At 71.6% G+C, this 15,634-nt stretch carries 17 protein-coding genes; 10 read left to right on the plus strand and 7 right to left on the minus strand.

Annotated elements, in window-relative coordinates:
• Positions 1-54: 54 nt before the first annotated feature.
• The 4 genes from M0R80_05070 to M0R80_05085 are packed head-to-tail and all read left to right on the plus strand — an operon-like array spanning position 55 to position 3,003.
• Positions 55-987, plus strand: coding sequence for a bifunctional riboflavin kinase/FAD synthetase (locus M0R80_05070; protein ID MCK9458991.1), 933 nt, complete (start codon positions 55-57; stop codon positions 985-987).
• A complete protein-coding gene (locus M0R80_05075) occupies positions 980-1,507 on the plus strand; it encodes a hypothetical protein (GenBank protein MCK9458992.1) in 528 nt (175 codons plus the stop codon). Before M0R80_05070 ends, M0R80_05075 begins: the two co-directional genes overlap by 8 nt.
• The gene (locus M0R80_05080; protein MCK9458993.1) at positions 1,504-2,007 is read left to right on the plus strand and encodes a tRNA (cytidine(34)-2'-O)-methyltransferase; all 504 of its coding nucleotides are present in this window, start codon (positions 1,504-1,506) and stop codon (positions 2,005-2,007) included. The genes M0R80_05075 and M0R80_05080 overlap by 4 nt, the downstream gene beginning before the upstream one ends.
• A gap of 3 nt (positions 2,008-2,010) precedes the next feature.
• On the plus strand, positions 2,011-3,003 hold the full coding sequence (locus tag M0R80_05085) for a hypothetical protein (GenBank protein ID MCK9458994.1): 993 nt from the start codon (positions 2,011-2,013) through the stop codon (positions 3,001-3,003).
• Between the two features lie 18 nt (positions 3,004-3,021).
• Here the strand turns inward: M0R80_05085 and M0R80_05090 are convergent, their stop codons facing one another.
• Positions 3,022-4,380 carry a hypothetical protein gene (locus tag M0R80_05090; GenBank protein ID MCK9458995.1) on the minus strand — a complete coding sequence of 453 codons (1,359 nt, stop codon included), beginning with the start codon at positions 4,378-4,380 and terminating at the stop codon, positions 3,022-3,024.
• 166 nt (positions 4,381-4,546) lie between these two features.
• On the opposite strand from M0R80_05090, the gene M0R80_05095 reads away from it, so the two are divergent.
• Both M0R80_05095 and M0R80_05100 read left to right on the plus strand, forming a co-directional pair.
• Positions 4,547-5,725: a DUF1343 domain-containing protein gene (locus M0R80_05095; GenBank protein ID MCK9458996.1), complete on the plus strand. Its 1,179-nt coding sequence runs from the start codon at positions 4,547-4,549 to the stop codon at positions 5,723-5,725.
• 16 nt (positions 5,726-5,741) lie between these two features.
• Positions 5,742-6,500 carry an SDR family NAD(P)-dependent oxidoreductase gene (locus tag M0R80_05100; protein ID MCK9458997.1) on the plus strand — a complete coding sequence of 253 codons (759 nt, stop codon included), beginning with the start codon at positions 5,742-5,744 and terminating at the stop codon, positions 6,498-6,500.
• Positions 6,501-6,503: 3 nt separating this feature from the next.
• Here M0R80_05100 and M0R80_05105 read toward each other — a convergent pair whose 3' ends face one another.
• Genes M0R80_05105 through rnc form a run of 3 tightly spaced genes read right to left on the minus strand, consistent with a single transcriptional unit; the run spans position 6,504 to position 8,594 of the window.
• Positions 6,504-7,436 carry a prolipoprotein diacylglyceryl transferase gene (locus M0R80_05105; GenBank protein MCK9458998.1) on the minus strand — a complete coding sequence of 311 codons (933 nt, stop codon included), beginning with the start codon at positions 7,434-7,436 and terminating at the stop codon, positions 6,504-6,506.
• Between the two features lie 13 nt (positions 7,437-7,449).
• Positions 7,450-7,878, minus strand: a complete 429-nt coding sequence (locus M0R80_05110; GenBank protein ID MCK9458999.1) for a hypothetical protein — start codon at positions 7,876-7,878, stop codon at positions 7,450-7,452.
• Positions 7,875-8,594 (minus strand): ribonuclease III, encoded by a 720-nt coding sequence (rnc, locus tag M0R80_05115; protein ID MCK9459000.1) that lies wholly within the window; start codon positions 8,592-8,594, stop codon positions 7,875-7,877. The genes M0R80_05110 and rnc overlap by 4 nt, the downstream gene beginning before the upstream one ends.
• 102 nt (positions 8,595-8,696) lie before the next feature.
• Between rnc and M0R80_05120 the strand changes: the two genes are divergently transcribed.
• Entirely contained in the window at positions 8,697-9,899 is a 1,203-nt protein-coding gene (locus tag M0R80_05120; protein ID MCK9459001.1) for a thioredoxin domain-containing protein, read from the plus strand.
• A gap of 12 nt (positions 9,900-9,911) precedes the next feature.
• On the opposite strand, the gene M0R80_05125 is transcribed toward M0R80_05120, so the two are convergent.
• Positions 9,912-10,667, minus strand: a complete 756-nt coding sequence (locus tag M0R80_05125; GenBank protein MCK9459002.1) for a hypothetical protein — start codon at positions 10,665-10,667, stop codon at positions 9,912-9,914.
• 98 nt (positions 10,668-10,765) lie between these two features.
• Between M0R80_05125 and M0R80_05130 the strand changes: the two genes are divergently transcribed.
• From M0R80_05130 to M0R80_05140, 3 genes are read left to right on the plus strand one after another with little or no spacing between them, the layout of a single operon-like run.
• A complete protein-coding gene (locus M0R80_05130) occupies positions 10,766-12,007 on the plus strand; it encodes an aspartate kinase (protein ID MCK9459003.1) in 1,242 nt (413 codons plus the stop codon).
• Positions 12,008-12,021: 14 nt separating this feature from the next.
• The gene (locus M0R80_05135) at positions 12,022-13,422 is read left to right on the plus strand and encodes a sigma-54 dependent transcriptional regulator (protein ID MCK9459004.1); all 1,401 of its coding nucleotides are present in this window, start codon (positions 12,022-12,024) and stop codon (positions 13,420-13,422) included.
• A gap of 9 nt (positions 13,423-13,431) precedes the next feature.
• Entirely contained in the window at positions 13,432-13,914 is a 483-nt protein-coding gene (locus M0R80_05140; protein MCK9459005.1) for an isoprenylcysteine carboxylmethyltransferase family protein, read from the plus strand.
• On the opposite strand, the gene M0R80_05145 is transcribed toward M0R80_05140, so the two are convergent.
• Together M0R80_05145 and selD are read right to left on the minus strand one after the other, a co-directional pair.
• On the minus strand, positions 13,915-14,586 hold the full coding sequence (locus M0R80_05145) for a hypothetical protein (GenBank protein ID MCK9459006.1): 672 nt from the start codon (positions 14,584-14,586) through the stop codon (positions 13,915-13,917).
• Positions 14,583-15,629, minus strand: a complete 1,047-nt coding sequence (selD, locus tag M0R80_05150; protein ID MCK9459007.1) for a selenide, water dikinase SelD — start codon at positions 15,627-15,629, stop codon at positions 14,583-14,585. The genes M0R80_05145 and selD overlap by 4 nt, the downstream gene beginning before the upstream one ends.
• Positions 15,630-15,634 lie beyond the last annotated feature (5 nt).

Raw genomic sequence — 15,634 nt, forward strand, 5'->3', positions numbered from 1 at the left:
CCACGCGGCCACGGCGGCGTTGACCGCGCCGGGGTCGGACCGTATGGTGGGCCGATGCGGCTCGCCCGACACTACCTCGATCTCGCCGGTCTCGGCGCCGCGAAGCGCGTCGTGTCGATCGGCAACTTCGACGGCGTCCACGTCGGCCACCGCGCGGTGCTCGCCGCGGCGCGGGCGGAGGCCGAGAGGAGGGGCGTCGAGCTCGCGGTGCTCACCTTCGAGCCGCACCCGGCCGAGCTGTTCGGCAGGGCGAAGCCGCGCATGCGGCTCGCGGATCCCGAGCAGAAGACCGCGCTGCTCGCCGCGTGCGGCGTCGATCTCGCCCTCTTCCAGAGGTTCGACGCGGAGTTCGCGGCGCTCTCCCCGGACGCCTTCACGGCCGAGGTGCTGGTGGGGGCGCTCGGCGCGGTGTGCGTCGTGATCGGCGCGGGGTTCCGGTTCGGCGCCGGGCGCGGCGGCGACTTCGCGTCGCTGCGGGCGGCGGGCGCGAGGCTCGGGTTCGAGGTGATCGCGGCGCCGCTCGTGACCGACGGGGGAGAGGGCGTCTCCTCGACGCGAATCCGCGCGGCGCTGCTCGCGGGAGAGGTCGCTTCGGCGCGCCGGCTCCTCGGGCGGCCCTACGCGGTGGAGGGCGACGTCGTGCACGGGCGCGGCGAGGGGGAGGGGCTCGGCTTCCCGACGGCGAACGTGGGCGGCGTCCGCGTGCTCTTGCCGCGGTCCGGGATCTACGCCGCCCGCTGCACGGTGCGCGGGGCGGTCCGGCCGGCGGCGGTGTACCTCGGCGATCGCCCCACGCTGGGGCACGGGCTCTCGCTCGAGGCGCACCTCCTCGACTTCGACGGCGATCTCTACGGGGACCGGATCACGATCGCGTTCGTGGATCGGGTGCGCGGCGACATGCGGTTCGACGACGTGGACGCCCTGCGCGCGCAGATGACGATCGACGTCTCGCGGATCCGTTCCATCTTGGAGGCCGACCGTGGCTGACCTGCTCGACGCGCGGGCGCCGTTCGACACCGCGGCGATGGCCGAGATCCTGCTCGGGCAGGGGCTCGTGCGCGAGGCCGCGGAGGTGATCGAGCGGCTCGGGCGCGGCCGCGGGGAGGATCCCCGCGTGGCGCTCCTCCGGGGGAGGCTCGCGGAGAAGCTGGCGCGGGGCGAGGCGGCGCAGGTGCGGATCCCGGAGACGGGCTCGGATCTCGTGGTGCTCGCCCCCGTGGCGGGGACGCTGCGCGTGACCTGGGAGCTCGGGGACGCGGGGCTCGCGATCGCCAAGCGCCGCGTGCGCTACTCCGGGCACGCGGTGATCCGCCTGTTCACGGCGACCGTGGGTCCGCGCGGCGTGCGCAGGGCGCTCGTCGACTTCGAGATCGAGCACAAGGCCGGGCGCGTCGATCTCGGCGGGCTGCCGCGGCCGGCGGTCCACGTCGCGGCGGTCGGGTTCCTCGGGCGCAACGGCGCGTTCGTGCCGCTCGCGCGCTCGGCGCCCGTCTCGGTGGCGCCGTGAAGATCCGCTTCGACCCCCCGGGCGATCCGTTCCACGTCGTGCTCGTGAACCCCGAGATCCCGCAGAACACGGGCAACATCGCGCGGATGTGCGCCGCGACCGGAGCCGTGCTGCACCTGGTCGGCGAGCTCGGCTTCGACACCGACGAGAAGGCCGTGCGCCGCGCGGGGCTCGACTACTGGCACCTCGTCCGCGTCGTCGAGCACGTCGACTTCGACGCGTGTCTCGCCGCGCTCGGCGGGCCGGCGCCGCTCCTCTTCGCCACCTCCGCGACGCGGAGCTACCTGGAGGCACCGTACGCGCCGGGCGCGGTGCTCGTGTTCGGCCGGGAGAGCGTCGGCCTGCCCGACGACCTGCTCGAAAGGTACGCGGAGCGGCAGTACGGCATCCCGATGCGCCGGGGGTCGGTGCGCTCCTTGAACCTCGCCAACGCGGTCGCGATCACCCTCTTCCGGGGGCTCGAGGCCGTCGGCGCGTTCCGCGCGCCGTTCCTGGAGTGAGCCGTGCGGCGGCTGTGCGCGCTCGTCGCTCTCACGCTCCAACCCGCGGGCTGCGGCGACCGGGCGCCCGCGCCCGTCGTGATCGCGCAGACGGCGCCCGCGGAGGCGTCGAACGGCGCGGCCGGGGGAGCGGTGGAGGTGCTCGTGGCCCGCGACGCGGCCGCGGCGCTCGCGGCGCTCCACGACGCGATCTCGGGCGGCGGCGATCCGTCCTCCCTCGCGGCGGCATACGCGCTCCGGCTCGGCGTCAAGCACGACCCCGACGCGGTCGCGGCCGCGATCCGGCGCGGCGCGGGCAGCGAGGACGATCTCGTCGCGGCGCTCTGCTGGCGCTGGCTCGCGAGGGGCGATCTCGGCGCGCCGCCGGCGTTCCGCGGCGGGAAGGACGCGGATCCCGCGGTCGCGGCGCTCGCGGCGGCCGCGTTCGTTCGGCTCGGGCTCACGCCCCCTCCGCCGCTCGCGGGGGCGCTCGGCCTGCCCGAGGGGGTGCCGGCGGATCGGGATCCGCCGCCGCCCGAGGCGCGCGTCGAGCTCTACACCCGCGCCGCGCTCCCGTACGACGACGGGCCGCTCGCGCTCGCGGTCGCGTTCGTCGAGGCGCGGCGGGAGCGGTGGGCGGAGCGCGGACCGGGGCGGGATCCCCGGTTCGCCGCGGCGGGGCTTCGCGCCGCGCTCGTCACTGCGATAGACGGCGACGCGGCCGCGCTCGCGCGCCTCGAGGCGACACCGCGGGTCGCCGATCCCCTGTACAGCGGGCTCGCCGCGCGGCTCGCGTCGCCGCTCGCGGGGACGCCGCTGCCGCTCCTGCGCGGCGCGATCGTCCAGGGGGATCCGCGGATCCGGATCGACGCCCTCCGGGCGCTCGCGATCGCGGCGCGGCCGCCGGAGGCCGGGGATCTCGGCGCGGCCGCGTCGGCGCTCTCGAGCGGCGATCCGGCGACGCGCGTCGAGGCGGCGCGGACGTACCTGCTGCTCGCGGCGCGCGCTACGGAGTGACGGGGTTCAGGGGTTCGATCAGTCGATCGGGGGCGGGTTGCAGCCGAACGACGCGCTCACCGTGGACCAGTTCAGATCCTTCAGCATGGCGCACGCCTCGGGGCACAGCTCGATCTCGGTGCACTGTTCGAGGGTGTATTCGTCGAGATCCTCGAGCTCCGCGTCGATCCCCAGCCAGCGCCAGCCGAACGGGCCGGTCACCGGGACCTCGCCCGTGCAGTCCGGGGCGTACATGAGCTGCACGTCGTCGCCCACCTCGACCGGGATGCCCTTCACGGTCACCTTGTCGCACGCCTTGGCCACGGGCGTGTACGGCGGCTCGGGCGAGCTCTCGGGGATGTCTTCCCAGGTGACCGTGAACGTACACGCGATCGCCTCGCCGGTGATCTCCTCGAGGGCGGTCGTCAGCGACGTCGAGTCCGTGGCCGGGTACCAGAGCTCCGGCGTCGCCGGGATGTCGATGGGGGCCTCGAGGCCCCCGCTCGCGTAGTAGGCGATCCCCTGCATGACGTCCTCGAACTCCGCCACGCCCGTGCCGACGCCGATGACGAACGTCTTGATGCCCTCCGCCGCGAGGTGGAGCGCGGCGTTGTACGCGCACACGTCGTCCAGGCACTGCTCGGGGAAGTAGACCTCGCCGCCGATGTCGGACGAATCGCACGAGCCGATGTCGCCGTCGGGGTTGCAGTTCGGCGCGCCGTCGGTCGCGAGCAGCACGAACTTCGGCTGGTCGTCGAGCTCCGCCGGGAAGCCGTCGGTGTAGTACTCGAGCGCCCACTCGAGCGACTTGCACGCCGGCGTGCCGCCGCACTGGCCCACCGCGCTGAGCGCCGCGTCGATCGAGTCGTAGTTGTCCGGGCCGACCGGGACGATCGGCGCGTCGAAGGAAGGCGTCGACTCCTCGTCGTTGGCCGGGACGCACTCGTTCTCGTGCCCCACGCCGCCGCCGGCCGGGCACGACATCGACGGGAACACCGCGAGGCCGAAGTTGATGAGCCCGGTTTCGGTCTCGGTCTCGACGATGTCGCGCAGCGCGAGCGCCGTGACCTCGGCGTAGGTCGCGTCGCCGATCTCCGACGAGAACATCGAGTGCGACCTGTCGAGCAGGATGAGCATGTTGATAGGGTTGTACTCGACCTCCCACGGGAGCTCGGCGCACTCGTCGGTGTCGCCGTCGGAGTCGCCGTCGGTGTCCGAGTCCGAATCGGAATCGGTATCCGAGTCGGTGTCCGAATCGGAGTCGGTGTCGGAATCGGTGTCGGAGTCGGTGTCCGAGTCCCCGTCCAGGGTTCCGCCGCCGCCGCCGTCGTCGCTGCAGGCGGGCGCGAGCGCCACGACGCAAAGCAACAAGCTCATGACCGTCAATGTTTTTGCCATTCTGTGACCTCCCTTGGACCCGAGCGCCGTTTCCGCGCGAACCGCGACGCGCCGCGCACCTTTGATCGAGAGTGTGCAGCCGTGCTGGATTTCGCTCACTTCGACATTTTAGTTTAAACTCATTGTCGGTTTTACGACAATCACAGAAAAAAAGGTCGGGCACCCGATGTCGCGCGTAACTCTCGGTATCGAAACGCTTCTTTCCCAGAAGAAATCCTGGATCGCCGGGCGTCGCCTCGGGCTGGTCGCGCACCCCGCGAGCGTGGACGGGCGGCTCGAGCACACCCTCGAGCTGCTCGCGGCGGCCGGGGCGGACGTCCGCGCGCTCTTCGGACCGGAGCACGGCTTCGCCGGCGAGGCGCAGGACATGGTCCCCGTGGGCGGCGAGAGCCGCGGGCCGAAGGGGCTGCCGCTCACGAGCCTCTACGGCGCGACCGAGGCGACGCTTTCGCCCGCGCCCGACAGGCTCGCTCGGCTCGACGCGCTCCTGATCGATCTCGCCGACGTCGGCGCCCGCTACTACACGTTCGCCTGGACCGCGGTGCTCTGCGTGCGCGCCTGCCACCGCGCCGGGATCGACGCCGTCGTGCTCGATCGCCCGAACCCGCTCGGCGGCGAGGCGATCGAGGGGGCGCCTCAGCGCGACGGGTTCCTCTCCTTCGTCGGCCTCGCGCCGATCCCGAACCGCCACGGCATGACGATCGGCGAGATCGCGCGGTTCGCGTCGCGCGCGGAGGGGACGTCGGATGCGCTCACGGTGGTCGAGATGGCGGGCTGGCGGCGCGGGATGTGGCTCGAGGACACGGGCGCGCCGTGGGTGATGCCGTCGCCGAACATGCCGACCCCGGACACGGCGCTCGTCTACCCCGGTGCCTGCCTGCTCGAGGCGACGTGGGCCTCGGAGGGCCGGGGCACGACGCGCCCGTTCGAGCTCGTCGGCGCGCCGGGGATCGCGCCCGAGGATCTCGCCCGGCGCCTCGAGGCGGAGCGGCTCCCCGGCGTGCGCTTCCGGCCGACCTCGTTCCGACCCACGTTCCACAAGCACGCGGGGCGCTCGTGCGGCGGCGTGCAGATCCACGTCACCGACCGGCGCGCGTTCCTCCCGTACAGGACCGGCGTCGCGCTGCTCGTGGCGCTGAAGGCCGTCGCCGGCGACGCCTTCGCGTGGCGGCGCGAGGCGTACGAGTTCGTCGCGGACGTGCCGGCGATCGACCTGCTCGCCGGGGGCGAAGAGATTCGGCTGGGCGTGGAGGCGGGCCTGTCGACCCGCGAGCTCGCCGCCACGTGGGAGGCGGGCGAGCGGCGCTTCGCGGACGAACGACGCGAATTCCTTTTTTACGCGTAACGGATACACTGGGGCCATGTCGGCGCCGAACCCCCTCAAGGACAAGGTCGCGGTCGTCACCGGCGCGTCGTCCGGGATCGGCCGGGCCGTCTCGTTCGCGCTCGCCAAGGAGGGGATGAAGCTCGCGATGGTGGCGCGGCGCCTGGACGCGCTCGTCGAGATGGAGCACGAGGTCGAGGCGCGCGGCGGCTCGGCGTTGGCGCTCGCGGTGGATCTGCGCGACGAGTCGCAGATCCAGTTCGCGTTCTCGGCCATCAAGCGCGAGCTCGGCGGGGTCGACGTGCTCGTCAACGCGGCCGGCCTCGGCCACAAGGCGCCGCTCGTGAGCGGATCGACGGAGCACTTCCGCGAGATGCTCGAGGTGAACGTGCTCGCGCTCGCCGTCGTGACGCGCGAGGCGGTCCGCGACATGCGCGAGCGGAAGGTCGCGGGCCAGATCGTCCACGTCTCGTCGCTCTCCGCCCAGCGCGTGCAGGCCGGCGCGGGGATGTACGCCGCTACGAAGCACGCGGTGCGCGCTCTCACCGAGGGGCTCCGGCAGGAGCTGCGCGCGCTCGACCTGCCGATCCGCGTCGCGTCGGTCAGCCCGGGCGACACGGAGACGGAGTTCGTGGCGCGGATGCTGCGATCGAAGCAGGCGGCCGCGGACGCGAGGCCCGCGTACAGGCAGCTCGACGCGGACGACGTCGCTGAGGCGGTGCTCTACATCCTCAGGACGCCGCCGCACGTCGCGGTGCACGACGTCCTGCTCCGCCCGATAGGCCAGCCGGACTGAGCGTCACGCCGCGCGGGACGCCGCGCGCTTGAAGTGGATCCAGAACCAGGCGCACAGCGCGAGCATGCCGAGCGCCACGAGCTGGCTCGTCGACAGCCCGAGCAGCCCGCCCCGCTCGTCGCGGCGGATGAACTCCACCGCGAACCGCGCGATCGCGTAGAGCGACATCGCGACGACGAACACCTGCCCGTCGAACCGCTTGCGGGGGTGGACCACGAAGTAGACGAACGCGGCGATGGCGAGCGCCGAGAGCGCCTCGTAGAGCTGGGTCGGGTGCACGGCGAGCGACTCGACGCGGTAGGTGTCGAGCAGCCCCTCCTGCCACTGCGCCCGCGACGCCGCGGAGCCGGGCGGGAAGCGCACCGCGAAGGGCAGCTCCGAGCGCGCGCCGAAGCAGCACGACGCGAGGAAGCACCCCATGCGGCCCCACACGAGGCCGAGCGAGATCGTGAACCCCGCCATGTCGCAGATCTTTCCGGCCGGCCAGCGGTGGCGCCGGATGAACCAGATCGAGAAGAGCGCCGCGGCGATGAAGCCGCCGTAGTACGCGAAGCCGCCGGCGGTGACGTCGAGCGCCGCGAGGCAGTTGCTCTGAACGGGGTGGCACACGCCCTCGGCCGCGTCCCACGCGCCGCGCAGGACCGCGGTGCACTCCCGCTCGTCCACGTGCCAGTCGACCTTCGACGGATCGAGGCAGACGTTGACGTAGTCCCAGAAGTGGCCGTCCGCGAAGATGTGGAGCAGGCGCGAGCCGACGATCCCCCAAAGGAACATCAGGATGCCGAAGTCGACCATCTTGCCGCCGTCGAGCCCGTTGCGCACGGCCCACCGCCGCGCGAGGAAGATGACGATGACGAAGCCGGCGACGAGCATGGTCGTGTAGGCCGGGAGCCTCAAGTCCAGGCCGAAAAGCGCGATGTCGAAGCCGGAGTGCATGCGGGACCGCTGCTCAGCAGCCGCGCCCGAGGCGGTAGAGGTCGAGCCCCGCGCGATCCGCGAGCTCCTCGAGCAGCTGCAGCTCCTTGCGCACGAGCTTCTGGAAGTGCCGGTACCGCTCCATCTTGCCCTCGGCGGCGTAGAACAGGGAGCGCTCGATGTTCTCGAGCACGAGCAGGAAGTGCGGGTGGAGCGTCGCGTACTCCTTCGAGGGGGTCATCTGCTCGGCCTCGGCCGCGTTCGCCGCCGCCATGGTGTGGGCGTACCTGATCAGCGCCCGATCCCCGAGGTGCTTGCGCGCGAGGTCGTCGATCCGCTCGGCGATCTCCATCATCGCGACGAACCGCGCCTCATACTCACGCTTCGTCTCCGCCCGCGCACCGGCGACCCAGGCGCCCGTGATCGCCAGCGCCAGCACCGCCGCAACCGCATGCCGCGTCATCGCTCGCCTCCCTCGGCCGCCGCTTCGCGCAGGGCGTTGCGCGCCGCGTCCTTCTCGGCCTCCTTCTTGCTGCGCCCCCGGCCGCGCGCGACCACCGCGTCGTCGAGCAGGATCTCCACCTCGAACTCCTTCTCGTGCTCCGGGCCGCTCGTGGCGACCACGTGGTACGACGGGGTCCCGCCGCCGCCCGCCTGCAGCCGCTCCTGCAGCACGGTCTTCACGTCCGGCCCCACCGCGCCGCTCGCCGCGTCCTCGAGCGCCTCGCCGAGCAGGCCGCGCACCGCTTCCTGCGCCGCGCCGAGCCCGCCGTCGAGGTACACCGCGCCGACCATCGCCTCGACCGCGTCCGCGAGGATAGACGGTTTCTCGCGGCCGTTGTTCTTTTCCTCGCCCCGGCCGAGCCGGAGCGCCTCCCCGAGGCCGAGCTCTCGGGCGACGCCCGCGAGCGTCGCCTCGTTGACGAGCGCGGCCCGCCACCGCGTGAGCTGGCCCTCGGACGCGCCCGGCGCGAGCCGCATGAGCGCGTCGGCCACGATCATCCCGAGCACCGCGTCGCCGAGGAACTCGAGCCGCTCGTTGTGCGACGCCGCCTCCGGGTGCTCGTTCTGGTACGACCGGTGCGTCAGCGCCTCCTCGACCAGGTGCGGGTCGCGGAAGGCGTGGCCGATCCTCGGGATCCCCGTTACGACCGGGTGCTCTTCTTCGTGCGTCGTCACCGCGCCGTCCCTCCGTCTCGTCGCACGGGAATACCCCAAACGAAACGATGTTTACAGAGTGTACGCCATCTACTATGGATTTGGCGCGATTTGGGACACGTCATGACCACGAACCCCGCCGAAGGCGGCGGCGCGACGGCGCCGCGCGGAAAGCCCCTCCTCGTCGCGATGCTCGTGCTCGCGGTGATCGGGACAGGAGTCGCCGCGCACCTGACGCAGATCCACTACTACACGCACACCGATCCGGCGTACCACTCGGTCTGCGCCGTGAGCGAGACCGTGAATTGCGAGACCGTGGCCGAGTCGACGTACTCGGTGTTCCTGGGCCTCCCGATTTCCGTCTGGGGGCTCTTCTGCTACGCGCTCGCCGCGGCGCTCGCGATCCTCGGCCTCGCGACGAGATCGCGCCTCCACCCGGCCTGGCCGCGGGGTGCGCTCTTCTGCCTGGCGGCTGCTGCGCTCGCGGGGTCGGCGATCCTCGCGTATCTCTCGTTCTTCCGGATCGACTCGATGTGCATCTTCTGCATGACGCTGTACGGCGTGAACTCCGCGCTGTTCGCGGTGGCGACCGCTCTCGCGGTGAAGAGCGGACGCTCGCCGGTCGCGCTCGTCGCCGCGGATCTCGCGGCTGCGCTCCGCCGCCCCGCCCAGGCGCTCGCCCTCGTCGCGATCTTCGGCGCCGGCGTCGCCGTGGCCGAGCTGCTCGTGCCGCCGTACTGGGTCCACCTCGGCTGGAGCGATCTGCCGGCGCTGCCGACCGGCGTCGACGCGGAGGGCCACCACTGGATCGGCACCGAGAAGCCGACCGTCATCGTGACCGAGTTCAGCGACTACGAGTGCCCGCACTGCCGCCGCGCGCACAGGAACGCCCGCCAGATGGCCGCGCGGTACCCGGACGCGGTCCAGCTCGTGCACCGCCACCAGCCGCTCGACCAGGCGTGCAACCCGGCGCTGGCCAAGCCGTTCCACAGGCGGGCGTGCGAGTTCGCTCGCGCGGCCGAGTGTGCCGGCGAGCAGGGCGAGTTCTGGGCGATGAACGATGCGCTCTTCTCGGTGCAGGACCAGGTGCGCGCGGCCGACGTCGAGCTCGACCGTCTCGCCGTGGGGATCGGGCTCGACCGCTCGAGGTTCCGGGAGTGCCTCGACTCCGAGGCGCCGCGCCGCAGGATCGCCGCCGACGTCGCCGATGCCAAGCGGCGACACGTGTCGGGCACGCCGACGTTCTTCATCGGCGCGCAGGCCTACCCGGGCGGGTTCCCGCAAGAGATCCTGGACGCCGCGGTGGAGGCCCGGGCGAAGAGGTAGGGTTCACCTCGATCAGATGCACTCGCCGTCGGTGCAGGTGCCGGTCGTGCACAGGGGGCCCGCGCCGCAGCCGCGCGAGCAGATGCAGATCGCCGACGTGTAGTTGTCCAGGTCGCAGCTGATCTGCTCGTCCCAGGCGATGTCGCACGTCAGCGCATAGCCCTCGTTGTTGTAGGCCAGATAGCACTCGCCGCCGGCGTCCTGGCAGATCTCGGTGCACGTGTTCTGGTACGCGTTGTGAGCGATCGTGCAGGTCGTCGTCGTGCCCCCGCAGTCGAGGTAGTCGCCGATGTCGTCCGTGTACGTGACGTTGCACTCGGGGAGGCCCGGCGCGCAGTTCGTGCCGCACTCGTCGTTCACCGCCGCGAGGCACCAGTAGTCCCACGCCCCGCTACAGCAGTACTCGTCCGCGGCGCAGACCGACGTGACGCACTCGTTGCAGCCGCTGACGAGCGCCTCGCCGAGCTCGCACTCGTCGTGCGTGCACGTGTCGGTATCGGAATCGGAATCGGTGTCGGTATCGGCGTCGGTATCGGTGTCGACATCGGTGTCGGTGTCGACATCGGTGTCGGTGTCGCTATCCACATCCGTATCCGAATCGGAGTCGGTGTCCGAATCCACGTCGGAATCGGTGTCCGAATCCGAGTCCGCGTCGGTGTCGGTGTCGGTCCCGCCGTCGAACGAGTTCGGCGGTGAGTCGCCGCAGGCCTGGACCAGGGCAGCGAGGGCGGCGGACAGCAAGATGACGGTGACCTTCTCGATGTTCATGGCGGTCTCCTTTTCGCGTGTCAGGGCCACATGATACCGCGTACCGGCCCGGCGCGCACGGCGACTTTTGTCGCGCCCTGTGCTAGGGTCGCGGCGACATGGCCGTGATCGTCCAGAAGTACGGCGGCAGCTCGGTGGCCGACGTCGAGAAGCTGCGCAAGGTGGCGCGGAAGGCCTGCGCCTGCCGCGCGGAGGGGAACGATGTCGTCGTCGTCGTTTCCGCCATGGGCAAGACGACGAACCAGCTGCTCGCCCTCGCCAAGGAAGTGGCGGAGAACCCGCCGCGGCGCGAGCTCGACATGCTCCTGACCGCCGGCGAACGGATCACCGCGTCGCTCCTCTCGATCGCGATCCAGGAGCTCGGGCACGAGGCGATCTCGCTCACCGGCTCGCAGTGCGGCATCCTCACGAACGACCGGCACTCGGACGCCCGCATCATCGAGGTGCGGCCGGTCCGCGTCGAGGACGAGCTGGCCCGCGGCCGCATCGTCATCGTCGCGGGGTTTCAGGGCGTGAGCTACAAGCGCGAGATCACGACGCTCGGCCGCGGCGGCTCGGACACGACGGCGGTCGCCATGGCCGCGGCGCTCGGCGCCGTGCGGTGCGAGATCTACTCGGACGTCGACGGCGTGTACTCCGCGGATCCGAACGACGTCGCGGGCGCCCGGCACCTGCCGGAGCTGTCCTACGAGGAGATGCAGGAGATGGCGGTCGCCGGGGCGAAGGTGCTCCAGGAGACCGCGATCGAGTTCGCCAAGCGCGCCGGGATCGCGATCTACGCCCGGTCCGCGTTCGCGCCGGGACGGGAGACGGTCGTGCGGAGGTTCGCGCCGGGCGAGCACCACGGCGTTCGCGCTGTCGTCTCCGAGCGGGGCGTCGCGCTCGTGTCCTTCATCGCCGAGGCGGCGACCGAGTGCTTCCTCGACATCCTCGCCGCGACCGAGAGCGCGTACACGCCTATCAAGGAGCTCAGGCTGCAGTGCCCGGCGGGCCACCCGACCTGGGCCCGCGGCTCGTTCGTCGTCTCGACCGCGACGCTGCCGGACTGGGGCAGGACCAGGGCCGCGCTGCTCGCCGCGGGCGGCGGCAAGCTGGAGGTCGAGGAGGAGCTCGGCGCCGTGTCGCTCATCGGCGTGGGGATCAACCCGAACGCGTCGAACGTGAGCCGCGCCGCGCGGATCCTGGGCGAGATCGGCGCGCCGATCCTCGCGCTCTCGACGTCGGGCTTCCGCATCTCGTTCATCACGGAGAGCGGCCGGCTCGACGGCGCGGTCCGCGCACTGCACGCTGCGTTCATCGACGGCGATCACCCGGCGGCGTTCGTCGAGGCGGGCGCCTAGGAGGAGGGATCGGCATGCTCCCGCCGACAATTCTCATCGTCGACGACGAAAAGAACATCCGGCGCACGCTCGGGCTCGTGCTCGAGGGCGAGGGCTACGAGGTCCAGTCGTTCGGCACGGCCGAGGAGGGGATCGCGTTCCTCGAGGCCGAGGCCGCGGATCTCGTCATCCTGGACATCAAGCTGCCGGGCATGAGCGGCGTGGACGCGCTGCGCAAGATCCGCGAGTCCAAGGGTGCGTACCACGAGATCCCCGTCATCATGATCTCCGGACACGCGTCGCTCGCCGAGGCCGTCGACGCCGTGAAGATCGGGGCCACCGACTTCTTCGAGAAGCCGCTCGATCGCGACGGGATCCTCATCCGCGTGGCGAACTGCCTCAAGCAGCGGCGGCTCGTTCGCGAGGTCGAGGAGCTGCGCGCCGCGGTGGGCGAGCGCCATGAGATGATCGGCGAGTCGACCGTGATGCAGGAGCTGCTCGCGCAGATCCGCAAGGTCGCTCCGACCAAGAGCCGCGTGCTGATCACCGGCGAGTCGGGCACGGGCAAGGAGCTGATCGCCCGCGCCCTGCACCAGATGTCGCCGCGCGCGACTACGACGTTCATCAAGGTGAACTGCGCGGCGATTCCCGCCGAGCTCATCGAGAGCGAGCTGTTCGGCTACGAGAAGGGCGCGTTCACCGGGGCGCACGGCCGCAAGGCGGGCCAGTTCGAGCTCGCCGACGGCGGCACGCTGTTCCTCGACGAGATCGGCGACATGAGCCTGTCGGCCCAGGCGAAGGTGCTCCGCGTGCTCCAGTCCGGGGAGCTGACGCGCGTCGGCGGCCAGCGGCCGATCACCGTCGACGTCCGCGTGCTCGCGGCGACGAACCGCGATCTCGAGAGGGCCGTCGCGTCCGGCGCGTTCCGCGACGATCTCTTCTTCCGGCTCAACGTCGTGCCGCTCCGGGCGCCCGCGCTGCGCGAGCGCCTCACGGACGTCCCGCTCCTGCTCGACGCGTTCATCCGGCGGTTCTGCAAGGAGAACGGCTACAAGGACAAGCGGCTCGACGCCGAGGTGGTCCGCAGGCTCGCGGGCTATCCGTGGCCCGGCAACGTGCGCGAGCTGAAGAACGTCGCGGAGCGGCTCGTCATCATGAGCGGCGAGGCGATCACCGTCGCGGACCTGCCGGAGGCGATCGCCGGCACGAGACCCACGCCCGCCGTGCTCAAGATCGAGGGGTTGCGCCCGTCGTTGCGCGACTTCCGCGAGGCGGCGGAGCGCCAGTTCGTGCTCGAGACGCTCGAGGAGAGCGACTGGAACATCTCGCGGGCCGCCCAGATCCTCGGCATCGAGCGCACGAACCTGCACAAGAAGATCAAGATACACGGCCTGCGCCGCCGCGACGAATCCACGGTCATCCGGCTCGAGGACTAGGCGGAGGCCGTGGCGCGGGATCCCTGGTGGCGGGGCCGGCGCGGGGAGTGGTGGGTCGTCGCCCAGTTCGCCCTGTTCGCGCTGGTGGCGCTCGGGCCGCGGACGCTGCCCGGGTGGTTGCGGATCCCGGACGCGCTCGGCGTGCGCGCGGCGGGCGTCGCCCTCCTGGCGGCGGGGTTCCTCCTGATGCTCGCGGGGATCCTCAAGATCGGCGCGAAGCTCACCGCGCTGCCGCGCCCGGTCGACGGGGCGGTTCTCATCGTGAAAGGTCCGTATCGGATCGTGCGCCACCCCATGTACGCCGGCGCGATCCTGATGGCGTTCGGCTGGGCGCCGCTGTCGGGCGGCTGGCTGACGCTCGGCTACGCGGCGATCCTGTTCGTCTTCTTCGACCTCAAGACCCGTCGCGAGGAGAGGTGGCTCTGCGAGCGCTTCCCCGACTACGCCGCGTACCGCGAGCGGGTGCGCAAGCTGATCCCGTTCATTTACTGATCAGAACGCCGCGGACAGCGCGAGGGCCGCGCTACCCGTCCGCGGATCGACGTGCAACGTCGCAGTGATCTCGAACGGATCGAACGGCGCGCGGATCTCGTCCGCCCTGCGGAGCACCTTCTGCCGTTTCTTGCCGCGGAACCCGGAGATCAGGATGGGCACGCCGATGGCGATCGACGCGAGCCCGCCGAAGAACGTCCCGAGCCCCGTGCCCTTGGGGCCGAGATCGTTGTCCTCGTTCGCGTCGCCCTCGCCGTCGTCGTGATCCCCGAAGTCGCTGAAGAAGACGCTCATTCCGTAGGCGATTCCGTAGACGAACCCAGCGGCGCCAACCGCGACGAAGACGGCGCCCCAGACGATCCGACCGACGTACCGCCGGTACTTTCGCTCGGAGTACTCGGGCCCCTCCTCGGCGATCACCTCGTCGAGCAGCCGCAGCTCGTTCTGGTGGCGGCGCCAGCGCCGCTGCACGTCGCGGGGGCACGCGTACTGGCCGGATCGGATCGTGAGATCGCAATCGTAGGTCAGAGAGTCGGATGCGCCGTCTGACGCTCCCCACAGGAATTTCGGCGCGGGAGCCTCGGGGCTCGGCGGAACGATCTCCTGCGCAGCCGCAGACGAAGTCCACGCTACGAGGATCGCCGCAAGCAGCGGCATCGAGAGCCTGGTCATGCCAGCTCGATCCGCTCCTGCGGATCCGCGACGAACTCGCCGATCACGACCGCCGGGACGCCCTCGGCGCGCATCGCGGCGACGAGCGCGTCGGCCTTCTCGGCGTCGATCGCGAGGAGGAGGCCGCCCGAGGTCTGCGGATCGCAGACGAGGTCGATCGCGAACGGATCGACGCCGGGCGCCGGGCGCAGCGTCTCCTTCCAGTGATCGCGGTTGCGCTGGAGCCCGCCGGGGAGGAGCCCCATCGCGGCGTGCTCGCGCGCCTCCGTGAACGCGGGCAGCGCCGCCGCGTCGAGCCGCACGCCGAGGCCGGTCCCGCGGATCATCTCGTCCGCGTGGCCCACGAGGCCGAAGCCGGTCACGTCCGTGCACGCCCGCGTGCCGAAGCGCGCCGCCACGGCCGCCGCGTCCCGGTTCAGGCGCGCCATCGAAGCGACGACCTCGCGGATCGCCGCCGCGCCCGCCGCGCCCGCCTTGATCGCGGTGTTGACGATCCCGGTGCCGAGCGGCTTGGTGAGCACGAGCCGGTCGCCCGAGCGGGCGCCGGCGTTGGTCCAGACGCGATCCGGGTGCACGACGCCGGTCACCGACAGGCCGTACTTGAGCTCCGGATCGGTGACGCTGTGGCCGCCGACGAGCGCCACGCCCGCCTCGCGCAGCTTTTCGAGCCCGCCGCGGAGCGTCTCGCGCAGCACCTCGATCGCCATCTTCCCGGCCGGGAAGGTCACGATGTTCATCGCGCACAGCGGCCGGCCGCCCATGGCGTACACGTCCGAGAGGGAGTTCGCCGCGGCGATGAGGCCGAACTCGTAGGGGTCGTCTACCACCGGCGTGAAGAAGTCGACGGTCTGCACGAGGGCGAGCTCGTCCGTCAACCGGTACACGCCGGCGTCGTCCGAGCGCTCGAACCCGACCAGAACGTCCGGGTGGCGCTCGACGTGGAGACCGCACAACGCCGCGGCCAGGTCCCCTGGCCCGAGCTTGGACGCTCAGCCGGCGCCGGCCACGGTCCGCGTCAGATGGACTTTCTCCTTCTCGGTCATCCTCG

The sequence above is a fragment of the Pseudomonadota bacterium genome, from assembly GCA_023229365.1.
GTDB lineage: Bacteria > Myxococcota_A > Polyangia > JAAYKL01 > JAAYKL01 > JALNZK01.